28 protein-coding genes are annotated in these 24,055 nt (G+C 48.9%); 22 read left to right on the top strand and 6 right to left on the bottom strand.

Features of this window, described 5'->3' with window-relative positions:
* Window positions 1-107: 107 nt before the first annotated feature.
* From KB559_RS00205 to KB559_RS00160, 10 genes are all read left to right on the top strand, one after another.
* Window positions 108-953, top strand: coding sequence for a TlyA family RNA methyltransferase (locus KB559_RS00205; RefSeq protein WP_211019585.1), 846 nt, complete (start codon window positions 108-110; stop codon window positions 951-953).
* Between the two features lie 155 nt (window positions 954-1,108).
* On the top strand, window positions 1,109-1,609 hold the full coding sequence (locus KB559_RS00200; RefSeq protein WP_211019584.1) for a hypothetical protein: 501 nt from the start codon (window positions 1,109-1,111) through the stop codon (window positions 1,607-1,609).
* On the top strand, window positions 1,606-2,055 hold the full coding sequence (gene ahrC / locus KB559_RS00195) for a transcriptional regulator AhrC/ArgR (RefSeq protein ID WP_211019583.1): 450 nt from the start codon (window positions 1,606-1,608) through the stop codon (window positions 2,053-2,055). Before KB559_RS00200 ends, ahrC begins: the two co-directional genes overlap by 4 nt.
* Before the next feature lie 44 nt (window positions 2,056-2,099).
* Window positions 2,100-3,824 (top strand): DNA repair protein RecN, encoded by a 1,725-nt coding sequence (gene recN, locus KB559_RS00190; protein WP_211019582.1) that lies wholly within the window; start codon window positions 2,100-2,102, stop codon window positions 3,822-3,824.
* A gap of 125 nt (window positions 3,825-3,949) precedes the next feature.
* Window positions 3,950-5,284 (top strand): SpoIVB peptidase, encoded by a 1,335-nt coding sequence (gene spoIVB, locus KB559_RS00185; RefSeq protein ID WP_211019581.1) that lies wholly within the window; start codon window positions 3,950-3,952, stop codon window positions 5,282-5,284.
* 228 nt (window positions 5,285-5,512) lie between these two features.
* Complete coding sequence (gene spo0A / locus KB559_RS00180; protein WP_211019580.1) at window positions 5,513-6,313, top strand: sporulation transcription factor Spo0A; 801 nt, start codon at window positions 5,513-5,515, stop codon at window positions 6,311-6,313.
* 248 nt (window positions 6,314-6,561) lie between these two features.
* The gene (locus tag KB559_RS00175; RefSeq protein WP_211019579.1) at window positions 6,562-6,891 is read left to right on the top strand and encodes an ArsR/SmtB family transcription factor; all 330 of its coding nucleotides are present in this window, start codon (window positions 6,562-6,564) and stop codon (window positions 6,889-6,891) included.
* Window positions 6,884-7,861 carry a cation diffusion facilitator family transporter gene (locus KB559_RS00170; RefSeq protein ID WP_211019578.1) on the top strand — a complete coding sequence of 326 codons (978 nt, stop codon included), beginning with the start codon at window positions 6,884-6,886 and terminating at the stop codon, window positions 7,859-7,861. The genes KB559_RS00175 and KB559_RS00170 overlap by 8 nt, the downstream gene beginning before the upstream one ends.
* Window positions 7,862-7,873: 12 nt before the next feature.
* The gene (locus KB559_RS00165) at window positions 7,874-8,470 is read left to right on the top strand and encodes a methyltransferase family protein (protein ID WP_211019577.1); all 597 of its coding nucleotides are present in this window, start codon (window positions 7,874-7,876) and stop codon (window positions 8,468-8,470) included.
* A gap of 57 nt (window positions 8,471-8,527) precedes the next feature.
* A complete protein-coding gene (locus tag KB559_RS00160; RefSeq protein WP_211019576.1) occupies window positions 8,528-8,743 on the top strand; it encodes a hypothetical protein in 216 nt (71 codons plus the stop codon).
* Between the two features lie 164 nt (window positions 8,744-8,907).
* Here the strand turns inward: KB559_RS00160 and KB559_RS00155 are convergent, their stop codons facing one another.
* Together KB559_RS00155 and KB559_RS00150 are read right to left on the bottom strand one after the other, a co-directional pair.
* Window positions 8,908-9,297, bottom strand: coding sequence for a potassium channel family protein (locus KB559_RS00155; protein ID WP_211019575.1), 390 nt, complete (start codon window positions 9,295-9,297; stop codon window positions 8,908-8,910).
* A gap of 54 nt (window positions 9,298-9,351) precedes the next feature.
* Complete coding sequence (locus KB559_RS00150) at window positions 9,352-9,645, bottom strand: DUF2627 domain-containing protein (RefSeq protein WP_211019574.1); 294 nt, start codon at window positions 9,643-9,645, stop codon at window positions 9,352-9,354.
* A 152-nt stretch (window positions 9,646-9,797) separates the two neighbouring features.
* Between KB559_RS00150 and lpdA the strand changes: the two genes are divergently transcribed.
* The 5 genes from lpdA to lipB all read left to right on the top strand — a co-directional run bounded on the left by lpdA (window position 9,798) and on the right by lipB (window position 15,484).
* The gene (gene lpdA / locus KB559_RS00145) at window positions 9,798-11,219 is read left to right on the top strand and encodes a dihydrolipoyl dehydrogenase (RefSeq protein ID WP_211019573.1); all 1,422 of its coding nucleotides are present in this window, start codon (window positions 9,798-9,800) and stop codon (window positions 11,217-11,219) included.
* 124 nt (window positions 11,220-11,343) lie between these two features.
* Window positions 11,344-12,366, top strand: coding sequence for a thiamine pyrophosphate-dependent dehydrogenase E1 component subunit alpha (locus KB559_RS00140; RefSeq protein WP_211019572.1), 1,023 nt, complete (start codon window positions 11,344-11,346; stop codon window positions 12,364-12,366).
* Between the two features lie 2 nt (window positions 12,367-12,368).
* Window positions 12,369-13,355 (top strand): alpha-ketoacid dehydrogenase subunit beta, encoded by a 987-nt coding sequence (locus tag KB559_RS00135; RefSeq protein ID WP_211019571.1) that lies wholly within the window; start codon window positions 12,369-12,371, stop codon window positions 13,353-13,355.
* Window positions 13,356-13,374: 19 nt separating this feature from the next.
* Window positions 13,375-14,778 carry a dihydrolipoamide acetyltransferase family protein gene (locus tag KB559_RS00130; RefSeq protein WP_211019570.1) on the top strand — a complete coding sequence of 468 codons (1,404 nt, stop codon included), beginning with the start codon at window positions 13,375-13,377 and terminating at the stop codon, window positions 14,776-14,778.
* Window positions 14,779-14,797: 19 nt separating this feature from the next.
* Window positions 14,798-15,484: a lipoyl(octanoyl) transferase LipB gene (gene lipB / locus KB559_RS00125; RefSeq protein ID WP_211019569.1), complete on the top strand. Its 687-nt coding sequence runs from the start codon at window positions 14,798-14,800 to the stop codon at window positions 15,482-15,484.
* Here lipB and prli42 read toward each other — a convergent pair.
* On the bottom strand, window positions 15,481-15,579 hold the full coding sequence (gene prli42 / locus KB559_RS25340; protein WP_280520358.1) for a stressosome-associated protein Prli42: 99 nt from the start codon (window positions 15,577-15,579) through the stop codon (window positions 15,481-15,483). The two genes, lipB and prli42, sit on opposite strands and share 4 nt — an antisense overlap.
* Before the next feature lie 79 nt (window positions 15,580-15,658).
* Here prli42 and KB559_RS00115 point away from each other — a divergent pair, with 79 nt between their 5' ends.
* Complete coding sequence (locus KB559_RS00115; protein WP_348772871.1) at window positions 15,659-16,795, top strand: M20/M25/M40 family metallo-hydrolase; 1,137 nt, start codon at window positions 15,659-15,661, stop codon at window positions 16,793-16,795.
* A gap of 85 nt (window positions 16,796-16,880) precedes the next feature.
* Here KB559_RS00115 and KB559_RS00110 read toward each other — a convergent pair whose 3' ends face one another.
* On the bottom strand, window positions 16,881-17,675 hold the full coding sequence (locus tag KB559_RS00110; protein ID WP_211019567.1) for a hypothetical protein: 795 nt from the start codon (window positions 17,673-17,675) through the stop codon (window positions 16,881-16,883).
* Window positions 17,676-17,751: 76 nt separating this feature from the next.
* Window positions 17,752-17,898, bottom strand: coding sequence for a Z-ring formation inhibitor MciZ (locus KB559_RS00105; RefSeq protein ID WP_211019566.1), 147 nt, complete (start codon window positions 17,896-17,898; stop codon window positions 17,752-17,754).
* A gap of 83 nt (window positions 17,899-17,981) precedes the next feature.
* Between KB559_RS00105 and KB559_RS00100 the strand changes: the two genes are divergently transcribed.
* The 3 genes from KB559_RS00100 (at window position 17,982) to spoIIM (ending at window position 20,462) form a co-directional block, all read left to right on the top strand.
* On the top strand, window positions 17,982-18,545 hold the full coding sequence (locus KB559_RS00100; RefSeq protein WP_211019565.1) for an NUDIX hydrolase: 564 nt from the start codon (window positions 17,982-17,984) through the stop codon (window positions 18,543-18,545).
* A 5-nt stretch (window positions 18,546-18,550) separates the two neighbouring features.
* Window positions 18,551-19,744, top strand: coding sequence for an endonuclease Q family protein (locus KB559_RS00095; protein ID WP_211019564.1), 1,194 nt, complete (start codon window positions 18,551-18,553; stop codon window positions 19,742-19,744).
* Between the two features lie 79 nt (window positions 19,745-19,823).
* Window positions 19,824-20,462, top strand: a complete 639-nt coding sequence (spoIIM, locus tag KB559_RS00090) for a stage II sporulation protein M (RefSeq protein ID WP_211019563.1) — start codon at window positions 19,824-19,826, stop codon at window positions 20,460-20,462.
* A gap of 81 nt (window positions 20,463-20,543) precedes the next feature.
* Here spoIIM and KB559_RS00085 read toward each other — a convergent pair whose 3' ends face one another.
* Complete coding sequence (locus tag KB559_RS00085; RefSeq protein WP_211019562.1) at window positions 20,544-21,017, bottom strand: GNAT family N-acetyltransferase; 474 nt, start codon at window positions 21,015-21,017, stop codon at window positions 20,544-20,546.
* 544 nt (window positions 21,018-21,561) lie between these two features.
* Between KB559_RS00085 and KB559_RS00080 the strand changes: the two genes are divergently transcribed.
* From KB559_RS00080 to KB559_RS00070, 3 genes are all read left to right on the top strand, one after another.
* Window positions 21,562-22,578 (top strand): ATP-binding cassette domain-containing protein, encoded by a 1,017-nt coding sequence (locus KB559_RS00080; protein WP_211019561.1) that lies wholly within the window; start codon window positions 21,562-21,564, stop codon window positions 22,576-22,578.
* Window positions 22,575-23,390, top strand: a complete 816-nt coding sequence (locus KB559_RS00075; RefSeq protein WP_211019560.1) for an ABC transporter permease — start codon at window positions 22,575-22,577, stop codon at window positions 23,388-23,390. The genes KB559_RS00080 and KB559_RS00075 overlap by 4 nt, the downstream gene beginning before the upstream one ends.
* 161 nt (window positions 23,391-23,551) lie before the next feature.
* Complete coding sequence (locus KB559_RS00070) at window positions 23,552-23,926, top strand: hypothetical protein (RefSeq protein ID WP_211019559.1); 375 nt, start codon at window positions 23,552-23,554, stop codon at window positions 23,924-23,926.
* The last annotated feature ends 129 nt before the right edge of the window (window positions 23,927-24,055 follow it).

Here is a 24,055-nt window from a genome sequence, read left to right as displayed (position 1 = left end):
AAATCAAGAATGATTCAACAGCTTTTAAAATAGGGATGGTGAATGCTCGCAGACGGACTTTCCGTCCGCGAGTTTCTCCTTTCACCGGGAAAAGTCAGGAGAATTCGATGTCTGTATCCAAAGAACGTATCGATGTCCTGCTTGTGGAGCAGGGCTTTTTTGAAAGCAGGGAGAAGGCGAAAGCCGCGATCATGGCGGGTCTCGTCCTCAGCGGGTCGGAGAGGATCGAGAAAGCCGGAACAAAGGTACCCCGTGATATTCCGCTAACCGTAAAAGGATCGGTCCATCCCTATGTGAGCAGGGGCGGGCTGAAGCTGGAAAAGGCGCTTAGAACATTCGGCATCGATTTGAACGGGCGGACAATGCTCGATATCGGATCCTCTACCGGAGGCTTTACGGATTGCGCTCTGCAAAACGGAGCCGATTACGTATATGCCATCGATGTCGGATATAATCAGCTCGATTGGTCGCTTCGGAACGACGAGCGTGTCAATGTGAAAGAACGGACCAACTTCCGGTATATGACGCCCGATGATTTGGATGGGCCGACACCGGATTTCGCAAGCATCGACGTTTCGTTTATTTCGCTGAAAATCATTCTGCCTCCCCTGCTGGAGTTACTGAAGCGGCCGGCAGATATCGCGGCGTTGATCAAGCCGCAGTTTGAAGCGGGACGAGACAAGGTGGGGAAATCCGGCGTAGTTCGCGATTCCAAAGTGCATCTTGAGGTGCTGGAAACGGTGCTTGGTTTCGCTGTGGAGCTTGGTTTTGCTCTGAAAGGACTCACGTTTTCCCCGATTACCGGCGGTGAAGGCAATATTGAGTTTTTGGCGCATTTCGGCCTGAACGAAGAGCCGGGTTCAGACGAAACAGGACCGGAGCAAATAACAGAAATGTCACGGCGCGTGATTGAGGAAGCCGCGCGGACATTTCATGCGAACCCGTCGAAATGACGGGTTTTTGATTTTTGGATATTGCCAACGGAACAGGCGTTCCCCTATAATATAAATATCTCGAGACATGACTTTATTGCTGACCTATATATTGTTCCTGATTGACAGGAGCTGAGGATTCTTGCGTCGAATAAGTCAGTTGAGGTGATTGAGTTATGGGGGATTATTCCGACGGTCTGCTGATGGTTGTCATTGCGGGGATCGCGCTGTATCTCGGCTATCGCGGTTTCCGCTCATGGGTCCGCAAGCCGTTTACTTTGCGCTCAGGGATCGGATTCATGATGAACGAGGAGATTGTGGAGCATCCGGCCGTAGATGTGCTGGAGACAGCCGGTTATGAGGTGGTCAGTGACAAGCTGAAGGTACCGCTTGCTTTTAAAGTGGATGGCCAAATTCTCCATAGCCGATTGTTTATCGACTATATCGCGGTCAAAGATGGGGAATTCTATCTGGTAAGAACCGCGCGGGAACGATTGCCCATCGAATGGACAGGCAGCGGCCTCCGAAGAGATCTGTTACCTTATCTGCTGCTGTATCCCGAGTGTGCGGGATTGCTGTATGTGGATAGTGAGCAGGGAACCCTCAAAGAAATTGCCTTAACGACAGACGAAGATGAAGACGAATCAGCCCATGAAGGGCCATGGAGGACGTTATGAAGGGTCAAAGACATATCAAAATACGTGAGATTATAGCAAACAAGGAAATAGAAACCCAGGACGAGCTGGTCGAAGCGCTAAGGAATGCGGGTTTTCAAGTAACCCAAGCCACGGTGTCCAGGGATATTAAAGAGCTTATGCTGATCAAGGTTCCGACGGATGACGGCAGATATAAGTATTCCATGCCAACCGCACAGCGGTACAATCCGGTTCAGAAGCTCCAACGCGCTTTGGTCGACAGCTTTGTTCATATCGATCATACCGGCAATCTTGTCGTCGTGAAATGCCTTCCAGGGACAGCCAACTCGGTCGCCGTCCTGCTCGACAATATGGAATGGCCGGATTTGCTCGGTACGATATGCGGGGATGATACGATCCTGATGATTTGCCGGGATGAGGAATACAGTCAGTTCGTGATCAAACAGATCATGAACTTCATTTCATAAGTAGTACCTTCTATATTTTTGCGTTCGAAGGGAGTTGTCGTTGCGTGCTGGTCCATTTAAGTATACGTAATTTGGCTGTGGTTGAAGCGGTGGATATTACGTTCCATCCGGGGTTTCATGTATTGACCGGGGAGACGGGCGCCGGTAAATCGATCATAATTGATGCTCTCGGGCTTATTGCCGGCGGTCGCGGTTCCTCGGATTTGATCCGTTACGGCTGCGATAAGGCCGAAATGGAGGCTTCATTTGACTTGCCTGAAGGCCACTCTGTTTGGGCCACTCTGGCAGAGTTCGGCATCGGGGGCGACCCTGCCGAGTCGCTGATCATCCGGCGGGAAATCAGTGCCCAAGGGAAAAGCACGGCCAGAATCAATGGACAGCTCGTTAATTTAACGATGCTCCGTCAAATCGGGGAAAGCCTTATTAATTTACACGGACAGCATGAACACCAAACCCTGCTCCGTCCCGAACGCCATCTTGAGCTTCTGGATGCCTACGGAGCGAATGAGATCGGGCCCGTTAAAGCGCAATACCAGGAAGCTTATTCGGGTTTCGTTAAAGTAAACAAGGAATGGAATGAGCTCCGTAATACGAGCCAGCAGGCATTGCAGATGCTGGATCTGTATCGTTTTCAGCTGGAGGAAATTTCTGCGGCGGGTTTAAAACTCGGAGAAGATGAATTGCTTTCGGAAGAAAAGGTCAGACTATCCCATAGCGAGAAAATGATGGATTCCATCTCTCAGGCCTATGACATGTTGTACGGAGCTCAGGGGCTTGAGGCGGTAGCCAAGGCGATCTCGCGGTTAAACGAGGTTGCGTCTTACGACAGCAAACAGGTTAATCCGCTGCTTGAGCAGCTTCAATCCGCTTATTATCAGCTGGAGGATGCTTCGTTCAGTTTACGGTCTTACCGCGAGAACATCGAATTTAATCCCGAAAGACTGGAAGAAGTGGAAGACCGGCTGAATATGATCTCCACCTTACGCCGCAAATACGGGGACAGCGTGGAAGGAATTTTGGAATATTACGATAAAATCCGGCGAGAAACGGATACACTTGAAAATAAAGACGAACTTTTGGAACAGCTTCAACTCCGTCGGGAAAAGCTGCTTACAGGATTGATGGAAAAGGCAGTTGAATTAAGCGAGGTCCGCGCAAGAAAAGCCGAAGAATTAGCCGGTCAGATTGAGAACGAGCTGAAGGACCTGCAAATGGGCAGAACTTCCCTCCAAGTGAAGTTGGCTTGGAATGAAGATCCTCACGGTATTGAATGGAATGGTCAGAAGTTGCGTCCGGGCAAGCAAGGGATCGACAACGCTGAGTTTCTGATTTCCCCGAATCCGGGCGAGCCGCTCCGGCCGTTAAGCAAAATTGCCTCCGGAGGAGAGCTGTCGCGGATTATGCTGGCGCTCAAAAGCATTTTTGCAAGGCATGACGAGGTGCCTGTACTTATATTTGACGAAGTGGATACCGGTGTCAGCGGGCGTGCGGCTCAGTCGATCGCAGAGAAGCTGTACCGTTTGTCTCAGACATGCCAGGTGTTCTCCATCACGCATTTACCGCAAGTGGCTTGCATGGCGGATCAACAGTATCTGATCGAGAAGGTTGTCGAGGAAGGCCGGACGATGACCCGTGTTGAACAGCTTTCGGAAGAAGAGCGGGTAATGGAGCTGGCCCGCATGCTCGGAGGCGTAGAAATTACGGAAAAAACGAAGCATCATGCCCAGGAAATGCTGAATTTGGCCAAGGCGCAGAAGTTCCCGGTTTAAAGGGAAGTGGTGTGCCGGGACAATGATTGACAGTAATAAAAGGCCTGACCCGGGGTATCTTATAGGTACGCAATTGGCGACCACCTTTTCGTCAAGCGAAAGAAGCTAAGGGAGCGTGAAAGCCGTTGAACCCGAACCTCAGGAAAAGACTGCTCGGCCTTTTATTTGCCTTCTTCTTTTGTTTTCTTGGTACCTCCGCGGCTGAAGGCCGCCTACCGCAACTGCCCGATGAACTTCGTTTGTTTCAAGGGCAGGGCCGGCAAATCCATCTTGCTTTGCCGGTACAGGCAAGTGTCAGTGTAGATCGGCCCGACGTCGTCATGCTGAACGGTCAAGCGGTGCCGACCATGAAGGTATCCTTAGGAGACCCGCTAAACTTATCGTCCTTACACAGCGGAGAAGCCAAGCTTCGCATGAAATTATTCGGTCAAATCCCCCTCAAAACCGTAAAGGTTAATGTAATTCCCGATTTGAAAGTCATCCCCGGCGGTCAAACCATCGGCGTCAAAGTGAAATCGGCCGGAATCTTGATTGTCGGCCATCACCAAGTGAATGACAATAACCGGAGAGTTTCCCCGGGTGAAGCCGCCGGATTGCAGGTCGGCGATTTAATTACGCACATTGACGGCGTTCAATTAAAGGACGTTAAAGATGTTGCCGAAATTGCCGGAAAAGCGGGAAAAGCAAACAAACCGATGAAAATCACTTATAAGCGGGGCGGAAAATCGTTTAACACGTCGTTGACCCCCGCGTTTGACGGGCAGGACCGTGCCTGGAGAATGGGTCTGTACATTCGGGATTCGGCGGCCGGTGTCGGCACGTTGACGTTTTATGCGCCGGATCAGGGCGTATACGGGGCCCTGGGACATATTATTACGGATATGAATACCCAAACTCCGATTGTCGTGGGCAGCGGAGAAATCCTTCAATCGAGCGTAACCTCGATTTCCAAGAGCGAAAGCGGCGAGCCTGGTGAAAAACGCGCACATTTCGTTAAGGAAGGAAAGACATTGGGGAATATTGAGCGCAACACGCATTTCGGCATTTTCGGGAAGATGGGGCAGAACCCGGACCATAGTGTGTATCAAGCGCCAATTCCGGTTGCCTTCTCGGAAGAGGTCAAAGAGGGTCCGGCTGAAATTTTGACGGTCGTCGAAGGGCAAAAGGTGGAAAGATTCAAGGTCGAAATCGTTCATGTATCTAAGCAAAATGCCCCGGAGACCAAAGGGATCGTGCTTAGAATTACCGATCCTAAACTGATCGATAAGACCGGCGGGATTGTCCAAGGAATGAGCGGCAGCCCGATTATTCAAAACGGTAAGTTAATCGGCGCGGTAACTCATGTTTTTGTCAACGATCCGCGTTCCGGTTACGGATGCTTTATTGAATGGATGCTTCAAGATGCCGGCATTTTACAAGGAAATCAGGAGAGCTCTTCCCAAAATCTTAAGGCGGGTTAATCGCCTTAAGATTTTTGCTTTAAATCGGATTGGACGATGGTTTTTGTCGAATAAAAATGAATCAGATAAAATTGTGTAAATAAATGTATCATTATATATCAACATAATAAAAAAATAAAGAAAAATAATTTTCGACAGAAGGAATTTACTTTTGCGTGTCGAATCCTTATTCTGGAAGAAGAGAAAATAAAAATACTTAATCATTTTACTTAAGGAGGACAAAAGTCGGTGCAGAAAATTGAAGTGTTATTGGCGGATGATAATCGGGAATTTACAAATTTGCTCGCGGAATATATTTCGGGGCAGGACGATATGGTCATCTCGGGGATTGCTTACAATGGTGAAGAAGTGCTGGAGATGATCGACAATGCTCCTAAAGTTCCGGACGTGTTGATTTTGGACATCATCATGCCGCATTTGGATGGACTCGGTGTACTGGAGCGTTTGCGCGACCTTAATCTGAACCCGCAGCCGAAAATCATTATGTTGACCGCTTTCGGCCAGGAGAATATCACACAACGTGCCGTCCAGCTCGGGGCATCGTATTACATCCTCAAACCATTTGATATGGAAGTTCTGGCTAACAGGATTCGCCAACTTGTCGGCGTACAGACGTCCAGTGGAACTACATCCACGCCATTTACGAAATCCAATGTGGTGCCGTTAGGAAAAGGAAAGAATCTGGATGCAAATATTACGTCAATCATTCATGAAATCGGAGTTCCTGCACATATTAAGGGATATCAGTATTTGCGCGAAGCTATAACGATGGTCTACAATAACATCGAAATTTTGGGGGCTATTACAAAAACCTTGTATCCGGCGATCGCAGAAAAGTTCAAAACGACACCATCCCGCGTCGAACGCGCCATTCGCCACGCGATCGAAGTCGCTTGGACGCGCGGCAATATCGACTCCATTAGCCATCTTTTCGGATATACGATCAACATCAGCAAATCCAAACCGACGAACTCCGAGTTCATCGCGATGGTGGCTGATAAGCTGAGAATTGAGCATAAGGTGTCGTGAAAGGATCCGATCCCCAAAAGGGATAAGGAATAACGGGTTAAAATGATGCAGACATCCAGAACGACTTTGCATACAGATATCAATATCATGTTGCATGCCGTATTTTTAGCTGTGAATCTCCTTTATTGGTTAAGGCTTACTCAACCAGTAGAGGAGATTTTTTATTATTTAAGCATTGACAATATATACCGTTAAGACTATTCTATATATGAGCATATGCTCATATACGAATTCAGGAGTGATTCATGATGGATAAAAATACGCATTCTTTTTTAACGGACACTACCATTGACAGCGTATCGACGATTTTTAAAGCATTGGCCGATCCGACGCGTATCCGGATTCTATACCTACTGTCGGAGGAAGAGTGCTCCGTTACGCACATGACTGAGGTTTTGGGGTTATCGCAATCCGCCGTATCTCACCAACTAAGCTTTTTGCGGAATTTGCGGCTTGTGAAATTCAGAAGATCCGCGAATACGATGTATTATAGCTGCGATGATGATCATGTTATTTCGTTGTTAAGTCAAGCGATCGAGCATGCCAATTGTGATGAGGGAGGCGAAGGACATGCATAATCATAAAAATCATGAGCACAATCATGGCCATCATAACCATTCCCATGGTCATTCTCACAGCCATGCTCATGGACATCATCACGGAGATCATCATTCAGCAAGATCGGGCAACAAGAAAGGCATTCTCATTGCACTGCTAATTACGGCCTCGATAGCTGTTCTGGAGTTTTTTGGAGGGTTGATTACCAACAGCTTGGCCTTACTCTCCGACTCCGGTCATATGCTCAGCGATGCCAGTTCTCTGGTGTTAAGTCTTATTGCGATCTGGTTTGCCGCACGCCCGGCATCTTCCCGGAGAAGCTTCGGTTATTACAGAACCGAGATTCTCGCCGCTCTGCTAAACGGGATTACATTGTTCATCATCGCCGGTTTTATCATCAGGGAAGCCTACGGCAGATTTTTCGATCCGCCGACTGTGTCCACCGGGCCTATGATGCTGATTGCCTTTATCGGTTTGGCTGCAAATCTGGCCAGTGCCTGGGCGCTGCTTAAGAAAGGCGATGTTAAAGGAAATATCAACTACCGGAGTGCTTATTTGCACGTCCTGGGTGATGCGCTGGGATCTGTGGGGGCTATCTTGGGCGGTATCGTAATGTGGGCTTTCGGCTGGTATATTTTTGATCCGATCATAAGTGTTCTTGTCGCATTGTTGATTCTTAAAGGGGCATGGGGCGTCATAGCCCAGTCGCTGCACGTGCTGATGGAAGGAGTGCCGGCATCCATCGACCAGAACAAGGTCAAGGAAGATTTGGAGCGAATTATGGGTGTCCAAGAGGTTCACGATTTGCATATTTGGTCGATTACTTCGGGCATGGATTCTCTTAGCTGCCATTTAGTGATCGGTGAGCAAGAGGATCAGCAAAGGATACTACAAGAAGCAATATCGATGTTGGAGGAGCAATATCGGATTACTCACGCCACGGTTCAAATTGAAACCCCGTTGATTCGCCATTCACCACTGCTGGTGTAGGAGATGAAGGAAATGGATATCAAAGACGTGAACAGTCTAATTCTATTTTTTACTTTTGTTATAAGTTATTTCATGAAACTCGTTCTGTTATCCAGAAAAAATCGGATTACCGCCAATGTATTGGGCAAAGGAAACAAGCCGCCTGCTACTGTGATCGTAGAAACGGCCGTCAAAATATCATCGTTTTGTTGGGCGATCTTATGGTTCTTGAATAGCTTGGGAATCGGGACTTATCGTTCCATCCCATTTGCCCGTCCTGTCGGATGGATGGGGGTTATCGTGGCTGGTATCGGTTTGTGCGTCTTTATCGCAGCGATGTTATATATGAAAACATCCTGGCGCGTTGGCATCGATAAATCCACCGAAACGTCACTTGTAACGAACGGCATATACCGTTATAGCAGAAACCCGGCTTTTACCGGCTTCGACCTGATGTTTATCGGCTTCATGATGATGTACCCAAACCTGCTCGCGCTTATAGTCGGTGTCAGCAATTTGTTCTTCTTCCATCTGCTGATCATTCAGGAAGAAAGACATTTGAAGCAAACCTTTGGAGAAACTTACAACCGGTATGTCCGCGATACGCCCCGTTATCTGTGGTTTATATAAACAATTGTACGTGGTACAATGAACATGTTTTGAGCCAGAGATTGAGGAGGGGATAAGATGCCGGACAACAACGATTTGAACTTGGGTCCCCATCTGGAGTTATTGCAGCATCCCGCTTTAAACAAAGAAGAGCAGGACCTGATTAAGGAGCTTATTGAAAAGACGCAAAGCCTGAATGCGGAGAATGTCAGGCTGCGTAAAACAATTCTCCGGCTTTCCGCAGGGAGCAGCCCGAGAATGTCCAGCAAGCTGAGAGACGCCTTGTATGAATAAGGCGAAACCATCATAAGAAAAACGTCTATCGATGTACTTTCACGGAAGCCAGACCGCGTTTAGCGGAAGTTGTTCTTGCGATATCAGGCAGCTAATGCTACGAAGTTTATACATTCTGACATCTAAAAAAAATCTTTCCCACGAAATTGCGCGGGAAAGATTTTTTAATTGCCGGCTTTGTCCGGTTCCTGTTCCGTTGGGTCGTCTTTCGTTCGAAGTCCGCGTTGACCTCCCGTTCGCGGGAACATAATCCCGGCCGCAATTTCGAAGATCGTGCCAAAGGTAAGACCGATACCTGCGAACACGTAAACCATCGTGAATACTTTTCCAAGCGAGGTTTGAGGGACAAATTCGGGATGGCCGACTGTAGTCAGGGTAACTACACAGAAATAAAGGGCGTCGAGCCAAGGTAGATGTTCCACTTTAACATAGAATAAGGTACCCGATAACAAAGTGGCTGCGATCAGGAAGATCAGCACTTGAAAATGATGCTTCTTGAACGAATGACGCAGGCCGCTGAGCAGGCGTTTTAATGTCAGTACAAAAGATAGCATGTCCCACTCCTTACGGCTCGTTCAGCTAGACTTAAGATTCATTCAACCGGCAATTCAGGGCCGTGTTTCTGCAGCCTGCTTGCGGGCTTTTTTTCTAGGTCCGACATAATTCCGCTTGCGGTCCCTGAAGAAAATCCAGCCTCCAAGAAATCCGATACCGACTGCAAACAGCAGCAGGCCGACCGTAAAGTTCAACCAGTCGAACGTAACGGCGGAGAGAGTATCGTCTCCATGATCGGACATATATATAAACAAAGCGTCCTTCATCTTTAAAAAGCCGGTCATGGCGGCGATGCCGGGGATGACCAAAATGATGACGGCGATAAACCTGGAGATCATCAGTTTCATCGGATCAGGCTACTTCCTTTCGTCAAAACTTATTTTTATTATCATACCGTTTTCTTTAAATTCTGTCCATTTAGGAGCTTATTTGTATTAGGCTAAAAACAAGGTACAATGGTAAAAGATTATTATTCAATAAGAATGGTGGAGTGTAAATTATGACTATTTCATGCGATGTGGCGGTACTCGGCGGCGGAACCGGAGGTTATATCGCGGCGATCCGCGCGGCCCAGCTTGGCAAGGAAGTCGTGATTATAGAACAGGACAAGCTTGGCGGAACCTGCCTGCACCGGGGCTGTATTCCAAGCAAGGCGCTGCTTAGAAGCGCGGAGCTTTATGCCCAGATGAAAGATAGCGCCAGTTTCGGAATTGAGACGAGCGGCGTTACTCTGGTATTCCCGAAAGTGCAGGAGAGAAAACAGGGAATCGTCGATCAGCTACATAAAGGCGTTCAATATTTGATGCGTAAAAATAAAATCCAGGTTCTCCAAGGGAAAGGCCGGGTTATCGGACCTTCGATCTTCTCGCCCAAGAGCGGAGCCGTGGCGGTTGAACTGAGTGACGGCGAAATGGAGACCGTAGTTCCGGCCAATCTGATCATCGCCACAGGTTCCCGGCCTCGTTTCCTTCCCGGCTTGATCCCGGACGGCAAGCATATCCTTAGCAGCGATGAAGCTTTGTCCATGGAGGAGCTTCCGGAATCGATGCTGATTGTCGGCGGAGGAGTGATCGGCGTAGAATGGGCATCCCTGCTAAATGATTTTGGCGTTCAGGTCACGGTCGTTGAAGCGGCGGATCAACTGCTCCCGGCCGAGGACGAAGAGGTGGCACGCGAGCTGCAGAAACAGCTGCAAAAGCGCGGAGTTACGGTGATGACCGGAGTTAAAGTATTGACTGATTCGTACGAAGTGAAGGACGGCCTCGTACATATTTCCGCGCAGCGCGGGGATGATGTGACTATCCTGCAAGGGGACAAGCTGCTGGTGTCGGTAGGCCGGCAGGCCAACGTGGAAAATATCGGACTCGAAAACACCGATATCGGCCTGCAGCAAGGCTTCATCCGTGTCAACGAGCATATGCAGACGACGGAGCCGCATATTTACGCGATCGGCGATTGCATCGGGGGGCTGCAGCTTGCGCATGCGGCCAGTCACGAAGGTCTGGTCGCCGTGAACCACTTGGCTGGCGAAGCATCCCACGCCTATGAGGCATACCAGGTACCGCGCTGCGTGTATACGCGTCCGGAAGTTGCATCCGTAGGAATTACCGAGAAGGAAGCCAAGCAGCAAGGCCGGGAAGTGAAAACCGCCAAAGTACCTTTTTCAGCTATCGGTAAAGCGCTGGTGCAGGGAGAGCGCGAAGGCTTCGTAAAAATCGTGGCCGATGCCGTCACCAATGATCTTGTCGGCGTTCAAATCATCGGTGCACATGCAACCGAATTGATCGCACAGGCAGCTCTGGCACAATTGCTGGATGCGACGCCTTGGGAAATCGGACAAGCGGTATTTGCCCATCCTTCGCTTTCCGAAATTATCGGAGAAGCGGCGCTCGCAGTGGAAGGACGCTCATTATCCCTTTGATGTAACTATTATATTTTCTTTTTAGGCCGAAAGGGATTATAATAAGGTTAACCCAAGTCTTAGTACCAGGTTTTAAGATGAGATTAAAATCAGGCGAGGGTGCCAATTAAAGGAGGTAACTCCCATGAATGCAAAAAGTTCAATTAAAACTCAGCCAAAACATGAGCAGCTCGGATTGTCGGATGCCGAAGTGGTCGACATGTACAAATATATGCTGCTCGCGCGGAAATTCGATGAACGGAATTTGTTGCTGCAGCGGGCGGGCAAGATTAACTTTCACGTCTCCGGTATCGGACAGGAAACGGCGCAGGTAGCTGCGGCGTTTGCGCTTGACCGTGAACGGGACTATTTTTTGCCATATTACCGCGATTACGGCTTTGTGCTTACTGTCGGCATGAGTCTAAAGGAATTGATGCTGTCGGCGTTTGCCAAGGCGGATGATCCGAATAGCGGCGGCCGTCAGATGCCGGGCCATTTCGGTTCCAAGCGGCTTCGGATCGTAACCGGGTCGAGTCCGGTAACAACGCAAGTACCACATGCGGTCGGAATCGCGCTGGCTGCCAAAATGCAGAAGAAAGACATCGTATCTTATGTAACCTTTGGAGAAGGCTCCAGCAATCAAGGAGATTTCCACGAAGGCTTGAATTTTGCCGGGGTACAGAAGCTGCCGGTCATTTTCATGTGTGAAAACAACCAATACGCGATTTCCGTACCGATCAAGAAGCAGCTCGGCGGTAAAGTGTCCGACCGTGCGCTAGGTTATGGATTCCCGGGAATCCGCGTCGACGGTAACGATGCGCTCGAAGTGTACAGAGTCGTTAAAGAAGCGCGTGAACGTGCTGTCCGCGGCGAAGGGCCAACCTTGATCGAAGCGATGATGTACCGGCTTTCACCTCACTCTACTTCCGATAACGATCTGGCTTACCGGACGAAGGAAGAAGTCGATGAGAACTGGAGAAAAGACGGGATTCCGAAGATGAAGCAGTATTTGGTGGAAAATGGCTTGTGGAGTGAAGAACAGGATGAGGCGCTGAGCAGGGAGATTTCCCAACAGCTTAAAGAAGCGATCGAATCGGCCGAATTGGCTCCGTTTCCGAAACCGGAAGATACGCTCCTGCATGTGTATGCCAGCGAAGGGGAGGTTTAATCATGCCGGTAATGGAATATATCGATGCGATCCGTCTCGCGATGAAGGAAGAAATGGAGCGGGACGAGAACGTATTTGTACTTGGGGAAGACGTCGGTGTAAAAGGCGGCGTATTTACGACCACCAAAGGGTTACAGGAACAGTTCGGTGAACTGCGCGTGATGGATACTCCGCTTGCGGAATCGGCCATTGCCGGCGTGGCCATCGGTGCCGCGATGTACGGCATGAAGCCGATTGCCGAAATGCAGTACTCCGATTTCATGCTTCCGGCTACAAATCAGATTATTAGCGAAGCGGCCAAAATCCGTTATCGCTCCAATAACGATTGGAACTGCCCTGTCGTGGTCCGCGCACCGATCGGCGGCGGGATATTCGGCGGGTTGTACCACTCGCAGTGTCCGGAGTCGATCTTTTTCGGGACACCGGGATTGAAGATCGTCGCTCCTTATTCGGCCTACGATGCCAAAGGATTACTTAAAGCGGCTGTCCGGGATCCGGATCCGGTCCTGTTCTTTGAGAATAAAAAGTGCTACAAGCTGATTAAGGAAGACGTACCGGAAGACGACTACATCGTGCCGATCGGTAAAGCAAATGTATTACGCGAAGGTACTGATATCACGGTGATCGGCTATAGTTTGCCGTTGCACTTTGCGATGCAGGCAGCAACTGAGCTGGAAGCCGAGCAAGGAATCAGCGCTCACATTCTGGATCTTCGCACGATCCAGCCGCTCGACCGCGAAGCGATTATTGCAGCCGCTCGCAAGACTGGCAAGGTACTTATTGTTCATGAGGACAATAAAACGGGCGGCGTCGGCGCCGAAGTGGCGGCGATCATCTCCGAAGAGTGCCTGTTCGAGCTGGATGCGCCGATCCAAAGACTTTGCGGTCCGGACGTACCGGCGATGCCTATCAGTCCGCCGATGGAAAAATTCTTTATGCTGAGCAAGGATAAAGTTAAAGAAGCTATGACGCAATTGGCGCTTTTTTAACAAATGGGAGTGAGTAAATATGTCATCCAATAAACAATTAACCGATGTCCTTATGCCGCAGCTTGCGGAATCGCTTGTATCGGCTACAATCGGCAAATGGTTGAAGAAGCCGGGCGACAGAGTAGAACAATATGAACCGATCTGTGAAGTCATCACGGATAAAGTTAATGCCGAGATTCCGTCCACTCTGGACGGTATCATGGGCGAATTGCTTGCGGAGGAAGGCCAGGAGATTTCGGTCGGTACGGTCATTTGCCGGATTGAAACGGAGTCTGCGGACTCCGCTCCTTCAACTGCTGCAGGAGGCCATTCTCAGACAGCGGCTAGAACCCCGGCTGCTGCGTCAACTGCTTCGGCATCCTCGGATCAGTCGCAACGGAGCCGTTACTCTCCGGCCGTACAAACGATGGCCGCGGAGCATAACATTGATTTGCGCAACGTACCGGGAACCGGTTTGGGCGGCCGCATTACACGGAAAGACGTATTGAATTATCTCGAAAACGGCGGAGCCGGATCTTCGGCCCCTGTGGCGCAAGCGCCGACGCAGCAAGCGCAATCCGTTTCGGCTCAACAGCCTCAAGCTCAGCAACCTGCCGTACCGACGTCCAGTCCCGGCGGCATTTCAGCGGACTTGAGCCGCGCAGCCTTCGAGCCTGTCCGCCATTCCGGTCTGCATTTGACCGAAACGCCGCGGATTCCGACGATCGAGGTAGAGGGCGGGGACCGCTCGGAGTATTTTATCGACGTAACCCCGATCCGCAATACGATCGCAACCCGGATGCGCCAAAGCGTCTCGGAAATTCCTCATGGCTGGATGATGATCGAGGTCGACGTGACCAATCTGGTCCAACTGCGGAACAAAATTAAAGACGAGTTCAAGAAAAAGGAAGGCGTCAACCTGACCTACCTCGCCTTTTTGCTTAAAGCGGTAGTCAGCGCCATCAAAGATTATCCGATCATGAATTCGGTATGGGCCGTTGACAAAATTATCGTGAAGCGGGACATTAATATTTCTCTGGCTGTAGGTACGGAAGATTCCGTGCTGACGCCGGTTATCAAGAAAGCGGATCAGAAGAACATCGCAGGTCTGGCTCGTGAAATCGATGAGCTTGCCACCAAGGTGCGTGCCGGTAAGCTGAAGCTGGACGATATGCAAGGCGGTACCTTTACCGTGAACAATACCGGATCCTTCGGATCTATTTTGACCCAGCCGATCATCAATTACCCGCAAGCTGCGATTCTGACTTTTGAATCCATTGTGAAAAAGCCGGTCGTCATCAACGATATGATCGCGGTTCGCTCGATGGCCAACTTGTGCCTGTCGCTGGATCACCGGATTCTGGACGGCGTCATTTGCGGACGTTTTATGCAGCGGGTTAAAGATAATATGGAGAGCTACTCCCTGGACACTCAAGTCTATTGATTTGGAGGACAAAATCAGCATGACGAAATCCATTAGCATCTCATATATCGGAGAAATGGAATACGGGGAAGCTTGGGACAAGCAAAAGCAAATTGTAAAAGCGATGGATGAACAGCAGCAGGAGGAACACCTGCTGCTTCTTCAGCATCCGCCGACCTATACGATCGGCTCGCAGCGGCATCCCGAGCATTTGCTCCTTGGGCCCGACCAGCTTCGCGAACGGGGCATTTCCCTGTTTGAAATCGACCGGGGCGGGGATATTACATACCACGGTCCCGGTCAACTTGTCGGTTATCCGTTACTGTGGCTCGACAGCAGTAAAGGGCTTGACCTGCACGGGTACTTGCGGGACCTGGAACAGGTTATCATTGATTACTTGGGAGCATACGGAATTAAAGGATCAAGAAAGCCGGAATATACCGGCGTCTGGGTCGGGGACGAAAAAATTTGCGCTATCGGCGTGAAATTCAATAAATGCCGCCACCGCAAAGGGTTTATAACGAGTCATGGCTTTGCCTTTAACGTCAAGCAGGGGATTCAGGAAGAAGGGTTTCGGGGAATAATCCCGTGTGGCATTCAGGAATACGGCGTTACTTCCCTGGAGGATGTTACCGGACGTAATTTCACGGTAGAGCAGGCCGCAGAGGGGATTGTCCCTTATTTTAATGACCTGTTTGGCTATTCCGGATCTTTAAACCTGGTTTAGCGAAGGAAAATAGGTTCCAATAAAGCAAGTAGTGTAGAAGCTACCATCGCGAACAGCATTAAATATACAACGACTTTAAGCCACTTTCTTTGCATAATGTATATAACTCCTTCTTGGATTGATTTTGAACAGTCTATCTTATTTTATCGTAAAAATGAAAGTGAGGAAAGTCCAGTGATCAACAAGGACAGAGTGATTGCCCAGTTTCTGGAACTGGTGCAAATCGATAGCGAAACCAAACATGAGCGTCAAATTGCGGACATGCTGAAAGCCAAGTTCACGGAGCTTGGGCTTGATGTTGTGGAGGATGACTCCGCATCCCGGACCGGCCACGCGGCAGGGAACCTGATTGCAACACTGAAAGCTAGCGGAGATTCGGGATCTTCCGCAGCTCCCTTTTTGTTTACCTGCCATATGGACACGGTAGCTCCAGGAAACGGAATCAAACCAATCGTAAGCGAAGACGGATGGATCCGCAGCGACGGTACGACCATTCTCGGATCGGACGATAAAGCGGGAGTTGCGGCTTTGCTTGAAGTTATTCAGGTGCTGCGGGAGAACAATCTGCCGCATGGACAAATTCAATTCGTCATTACAGTAGGAGAAGAGTCCGCGCTCACCGGTTCCAGAGCGATGGATGCCGGCCAGCTGGATGCGAAGTACGGCTTCGCGATCGATTCCAATGGGGAAGTGGGTTCCATTTGCATCGGGGCGCCAACCCGCGCACAAATCGATATTGAGATTTACGGCAAATCGGCGCATGCCGGCGTAAATCCGGAGGATGGCATCAGCGCGATCCAGGTAGCGGGCAAAGCGATTGCCAGAATGAATTTGGGGCGGATCGATGAGACGACAACCGCGAATATCGGAAAATTCGAAGGCGGGGGCGAGACGAATATCGTTCCGGATTACGTTAAACTGTATGCGGAAGCCCGGAGCACCTCGCTTGAGAAAATCAACAAGCAGATCGAGAGCATGAAGGAAGCGGTTGAAGCGGTCTGCCGGGAGTATGGAACGAAATTTGAATTCAGCAGCGATCTTGCCTATCCGGCATTCCACTTTAACGATGACGACGATGTAGTCGTTCTGGCGAAAAAAGCGGCCGTTCAGCTTGGGCTGTCAGGCAGCACCTTCATTTCTGGCGGCGGCAGCGATGCCAATGTATTTAACGGTTTCGGCATTCCAACCGTCAACCTGGCGGTCGGATACGAAAATATCCACACCACCGAAGAGCGGATCAAAGCTGCCGACATTGTAAAAGTGGCTGAATATGCTTTGGAAATTGTCGCTCAGTCCCTGAAAGTCAATTAATGAATCGCTTCATTTAAGTTACAAACAGCCGCCAGTTAGCTATTCGCTGATTGGCGGCTGTTATGATTTAACCTATTGTATTTCGCTAATGAATAACTTTAGACGGCTGAGGAGGGAGGTTCCGGCTTTGAGCGGGGCTCCAGCTTGTATGCCAATTCGTACTGTGAACAATGTTCAGGGCCTCGGAAATATCGTTCAAATACTTCTCAATCCTGAGCTGTTCTTCTTCTCCGGGGCGATAAAGTTCTATGCGTCCCATTAGTCGGTGCATCGTCGTATGTAAATAGCATGAGCTTGCGGCAAAACGTGCCTTTGCCAAATCCGGAAATTGTTCGGCAAGCCGTTCAAAGATGGCGGCAGCTTCCTCGAATCGACCTTCGTCATGCAGTATTTCACCCAAAATATAAGCGGGACGTGTAAAGGGAGGTTGTGCCTCCTTCAACATTGTAGCATTCAGCTGCATTAACTTGGACTTTGCTCGTTCCACGTAACCTTCAGTATATAGTGAGATAATTAATTCGCAATGTTGGTAAGTATCGTATGTATCGTTACCTCCGGCTAATTCGTCTGCAAGATCCAACAGACCCAGCTGGACGGAACGCTGAATGAGGGCGGAGATTAATTCGTAGGTGTTGGCTCCGGAATGAGGCAAGGACTGGACGGAGACATCTCCCAGGCATAAACGGGCCAAAAGCGAAAGCTGCTCCAATGATTCCGCAAATTCTTCGGAGAATGGCCGATCGTTGTTTTTCCATTCCAGAATTGTATCTAAGGCTTGTTTATGCTCTCCGCAACGGATGAGGTGCTCCAAATTTAGAAAAGATATATCGTCACCAAGCGAAACGGAAACCGAATGATTTGTTTCTTCGTCTTTCCACATAGACTTCAAATTCACCCCTTTAACCATTAACCATCTGTATATCGTTTGAACACTAATGTTGTCGATTCAAGTCGATTTATTTTAAGCCGGAGCTATGCAGTTGAATGAAGTCTTTGACTTTAGTGCTTCCGCCAGCTTCTTTTTTCCATTGGGACAGTAGAATTCGAACTTGCCAGGCTTTGCCTCTTGCGGTCATCACATTGCTGGAAAAATGACTTTTCATGGAACTGCTCCTTTTCTGCAGGTTTGGTATAATAACACCATATGTTCGAAACGGACAAGTTATGACAGGGAGGATGATTTGAAATGACAAACGAGAAATTGCAGGAAAAAACAATCTCCACCGAGCCGGTATTCAGCGGTAAAGTGATTTCTTTGCAAATCGATACGGTAGAACTGCCTGACGGAACAGAGGCGAAGCGCGAAATAGTGCGCCATCCGGGGGCCGTGGCCGTACTGGCGGTGAAGGATGGACGGTTGCTGCTTGTGGACCAGTATCGGCAGGCGATGGCTCGCTGCGAATTGGAGATTCCGGCGGGCAAGCTGGAGAAAGATGAAGATCCCATGGAGGCGGCAAAACGGGAACTGCAAGAAGAGACGGGATACCGGTGCGGTAAAATTACGAAATTGCATTCTTTTTATACCTCTCCGGGTTTCGCGGACGAGATCATCCATTTGTATGTGGCTGAGGATTTGACGGCAGGAGAAATGACACCGGATGAGGACGAGTTTCTGGAGGTTATCGAAGCCTCGTTCGATGAGGTGCAGCAGTATATAGCGGAAGGCCGGATTGCCGATGCCAAAACGATTTTGGCGGCATATATCTGGCAGCTTCAGCTTGCACAAACAACGGAGCAAGGACGGAAATGACGATGATGAATAGCGAACTGTCGTCCTTTTTCGCGGACCTGCACATTCATATCGGAAGAACCGGACAAGGGGCGCCGGTCAAAATAAGCGGAAGCCGGGATTTGACGTTTGCGAATATCGCAAAGGAGGCGGCGGATCGTAAAGGGATCAATCTGGTCGGTATTATCGACTGCCACTCACCGGGGGTTCAGGAGGATATCAGGTTAAGCCTGCAAACCGGAGAAATGGAGGAATTACAAGAGGGCGGGATTGCTTACAAAGGAACTACCATTTTGCTCGGCAGTGAGTTGGAAATTCGCGAACCCGGCATGGGGCCGGCCCATTTGCTGGTGTTCTTCCCGGATCTTGACACAATGACTTCCTTTACCGGCTGGCTGGAGAAAAGAATGAAAAATATTACGCTCAGCTCCCAGCGGGTATACGCTCCGGCCAAGGTTTTGCAGGAAGAGGTATATGCCAGAGGCGGTATGGTGATTCCGGCGCATATTTTCACGCCTCATCGGAGTATTTATGGCAGCTGTGCTCCCCGGTTGGACCATGTGCTTGACCCGGATCTGATCAGCGCCGTTGAACTTGGCCTTAGTGCAGACCACGAGATGGCGGGATGGATCAGCGAACTGGACAACTATACGATTCTGACCAATTCGGATGCCCATTCGCTTGGTAAAATCGGGCGGGAATACAACGAGCTGATCCTGCGGGAGCCGAACTACAGGGAATTCGAAAAGGCGCTAAAAGGCGCCGAGGGCAGAAAGGTTGCCGGAAATTATGGACTGAATCCCCGGCTGGGGAAATACCATAGAACTTATTGCGGGGGTTGCAGCTACATTATTGACGAATCGGAAACGGCCGTCGAGCGCTGCCCTTATTGCGGAAGTCCGAAGCTCGTCCGAGGCGTGCTGGACCGGATCATCTCGATCGCAGACCGCACTGCGCCGCAAGTGCCGAGCCATCGCCCGGCATACCATTACCAGGTGCCGCTTGAGTTCATCCCCGGTTTGGGTCCGGCCAAGCTGGAGCTCTTGCTGAAGTCTTTTGGCACGGAGATGAACATTTTGCACCAGGTACCTGAGACCGCTCTTGCCGGCGTTGTCGGCGAGGAATTGGCCGGTAAAATCGCTGCGGCACGCTCCGGTAAGCTTCAGCTTGAATCGGGCGGCGGCGGAATTTACGGCAAAGTCTCCAAAACGCAGAAGTGACGGAAATATAGCATACCAAATAAGGCTTGTTCATAGATTAGTATAAGCTTAATCGTGAACAAGACAGGGGGCCTACCGTATGCTTCAACCTATCCGCCACACTCTAAAGGATCAAACACCGCTCTATATATTTGTCGGCGTACTATTTTTAATGGGAGTCGTATTTGGAGCGTTGATGGTAAATGCGCTGACGTTGGAGCAGCAGCAGGATTTATCCCGTTATTTAGGCAACTTTTTCGTATCGGTGAACGAAGGGGGAGAAGGCTTTATGCCTCAAACCTACTGGGAAGTAGCCGGTTTGCACTTGAAATGGCTCGGTTTGATCTGGCTGCTCGGGCTTTCCGTGATCGGTCTGCCGGGCATTCTGATTCTGGATTTTCTGAAAGGCGTGTTGATCGGTTTTACCGTAGGATGCCTGGTCGGCCAATATACATGGAAAGGGCTGCTGTTCGCGCTGGTCTCCGTCGCTCCGCATAATCTGATCGTCATCCCGGCCCTGCTGATCAGCAGTGTGGCCGCCGTGAGCTTTTCTCTGGGGATCATCCGCAGCAGGGTGCTGCTCCACCGTAACGGGAACGTCTCACGTCCGTTCCTGTCTTATACCGGTCTGACGCTGACCATGGCGGCGGTGCTTATGGCGGTTTCTTCTTTTGAAACCTGGGTTACCCCAACGATGATGGCGTGGGTTACGCCGATGATCGGGCAGAATGCATTGTAAGTGCTGGTATATCAGGACTTGACTGCACTTCCAGATTAAAAAAAATCATGAAAAAATCGAATTTACGGCGAATACTCAGAATCAAGAATGCTTCCGAAGTGAACTTTCACTTTCAGAAGCATTTTTTTCTTTCAACTTTAAATGAAGAATAGGATACGGCCGGCCTGAACTATCAGTTTCATCTTCGCTTACAACAATAAATCCATGTTTAAGATAAAATCTTTTTGCTTGCTCATTGTCCTTATTTACATCAACAGATTCTACTTTGAAGTCATTGATAAGTTTTCTTAGGATTTGGGTTCCATATCCTTTTCCAATTTCATCAGGATCCAAAAATAACATTTCAAGATGATGGTTGTTAATGGATGAAAATCCAATGGTTAAATCATCGATATACCAAATCAGCACGTCAAGATGAGGTAAATACGAAGGGATTTCTTCTTTTATATCTTGCAAATCCTCAAATTTAACAAAATCATGAGTTGCAAACACCGACTTTTCCCACAGTTTTAATATATCTTCATAGTCATTGGAAGTGGCTAGTCTATAATTCACTGTTGATCATTTCCCTCCGTCTTTTCTTTTTTTCTCAATATAAATCCAGGTGTAGTATGTTATCCAAAATGCAAAAACAGGAATAAAGGCATAAAACCTTTTTTCATATGAAAGAGTGAAGAATAGAATGAATGTTAAAATCAGAAATGGCGCTATGAGTATAAGGTATTTCTTTAAATGCATTCTAACCCCTCCTCGATAAACTACATACATCAATACATTATCATTGTTTAGCAATTTTCAGGAGAGGTTTTTGTGTTTATGAATTGACTATAGAGTGGATGAAGTGTCACTTACAGGCTGTCGAGATAATCTCGGCAGCCTTCTTTAATTATTTGAGGCTATTCGCCTGTTTCCCTCAAGATTCTCAACGATACACGCCGACGTTTTCCGTCTGCAGACCGACCCGAATACCGCCTCCGGAAGGTTTTAGGGGCTGGCTATGAAGCCATATAATTCAAACATACGAACACGAACCTGTTTAAATTCAGTTTAAATTTGCGGGTTATTGTTTCAAGCATAAATTCGGATTGGAGATGTGGGGATGAACAAAAAACATAACGACGAGTGGGCAGTCGAAGCTCGGGGGCTTGTAAAACTGTTCGGTGACAACCGCGCTGTGGACGGTGTTGACTTGAACGTTCGCGCCGGTTCGATTTACGGTGTGCTAGGTCCGAATGGAGCGGGTAAAACAACGACGATTCGCATGTTAGCGACATTGCTGCGTCCGGATACCGGGGAGGCACGTATCTTCGGACACGATGTCGTGAAGGAGTCGCATATCGTACGGCAGCTCATCGGGGTAACGGGTCAATACGCTTCGGTTGATGAGTCGTTAAGCGCCACCGAGAACCTGATTATCTTTTCACGATTGCTCGGACTGGGGAGTGCGGAAGCCCGGCGCAAGGCGAGTGATCTGCTGGAGGAATTCGGTCTGACCGAAGCGGCGAAACGTCCGCTGAAGCATTTCTCGGGAGGCATGCGCCGTCGGCTCGATTTGGCGGCCAGTCTCATCGCGCAACCTCCGCTCATTTTCCTGGACGAACCGACGACTGGGCTGGACCCGCGAACGCGTTCGCAAATGTGGGATACGATCCGCCGTTTGGTGGACACAGGATCGACCGTGCTTCTCACCACGCAATACCTCGATGAAGCGGACCAACTGGCAGACCGCATCGCGGTGATCGATCGGGGACAGGTTGTTGCAGAGGGTACGGTGGATGATTTGAAAGCATCCGTCGGCACCTCGGCGCTCCATCTGCGGATCGATCAGGAACAGGATATCGCCTATGCCCGTGAAATTGTGGAACAGGTGCTTGATGTTCGAGCCAGTGTAACGGCGGAAGCCGGCAAGATTACGTCGCCTTTGACGGATCCCGATCAAGTGACCGACCTGCTGGTAGCTCTTCGTAACCGGGGAATACGGCTAACCGAAATTAGTGTGCAAAAGCCGACCTTGGACGAAGTATTTCTGACGATCACGGGTCAAGGTGGAAACGAGAACAACATCGGTCCACAAACTTCAGAACCATCGAAAAGAGCGGAGGAAGTAAGAGTATGAAGCAAGCATCGATCATGAAAAATACCGGGCGTCCATTAAAAAATCACTCAAGTTTCGGTCAGGCGCTTCGTAATTCGTTGACGATGGCCTATCGGGGGCTCTTGAAGATCCGCCGCACACCCGAGCAGTTGTTTGACGTGACACTTCAGCCCATTCTTTTTACTCTAATGTTTACGTATATATTTGGCGGCGCCATCTCAGGAGATGTACAAAGTTACTTGCCGATTATCATCCCGGGGATTCTGGTGCAGACGGTCATCAGCACCTCGATCGTCACAGGCGTTCAGCTTCGCGAGGATATGGACAAAGGCGTGTTCGACCGGTTCAAATCGCTGCCGATCGCCCGTATAGCACCATTGGCGGGGGCCTTACTCGCAGATACAATTCGCTATGCGATTGCCACCGTTCTTACCTTTGTTATGGGGTATCTCATGGGCTATAGTCCCGAGGGCGGTTTTGGATTCATCGTTATCGCCGCTTTACTAGTTATTGTTTGTGCATGGGCAGTCAGCTGGATTTTTGCCTTTTTCGGCGTCATCGCTCGTACGGCTGCAAGCGTGCAGGGGATTTCCATGATGGTACTGTTCCCGCTCACGTTTCTTTCCAACGCTTTCGTACCAGTGGAAACCATGCCGAATTGGCTCCAGTGGTTCGTGCAGATCAACCCGATTTCGCACCTTGTCAGCGCTGTCCGTGAACTGGCCAATACCGGTATAATCGGCACGGAGTTCATCCTTTCTCTCGTTAGCGCCGCCGCCATCGTGGTCGTCTTCGCACCGCTGACAGTACGCGCCTATATGCGCCGCACATAAGAAAGTCCCTTCCGCCGGTTTGGCGGAAGAGACTGAAATCTTACTTTCTGTTACCTGTCAGACGGTAAGAGAAATAAGGAATAGTAAATTACTGGATTAATAAAATTGTAACGGGAAGAAAATGAGGTGATTTTATTTTAGAAAAACTCAGGAAAATTAATTTGAAAACTGCTGTATTTATGGGAATTATTTTTTACTCTTTGACTATCTTAATCCACTTTCTTATTCTAAGCAAAAGTATTCCATTCACATGGGTTAATGGTGGAAGGTCTGAATCATTCGCTGAACAGCTACCAATATCTTTTATAAATATCGTTATTTCTATTATTGGTGTAGTTTTTACGTTGATTGTTGGTAGAATTAAACTATATAAATACAAAAGAGAAATAACCGTTATATGTTGGTTTTTTGTTGTACTTTGGTCTTTTGGATTTATACAACAATTGTTTGGAACACCTTTTGAAAAAATCGTTTGTTCGTTAGTATTGCTTATTGGAGTTATCTCGAACTTGCGTATGGCGATTGAAAAAAAATAGATATAATTATTTAATATCTTGTGAACAATTACACTTAAAGTAAAAGGGTTCGTTAGTTTAACTAGCAAATATTATAGAAATGGAAGTTCCGCAAATTGGGAACTTCCATTTTTATAAGTCATATCAACA

Source organism: Paenibacillus sp. Marseille-P2973, assembly GCF_018101095.1.
In the GTDB taxonomy this organism is placed as follows: Bacteria; Bacillota; Bacilli; order Paenibacillales; family Paenibacillaceae; genus Fontibacillus; species Fontibacillus vini.
Note: the sequence above shows the minus strand (reverse complement) of the source record. Positions and strands in the feature narration are given on the sequence as shown.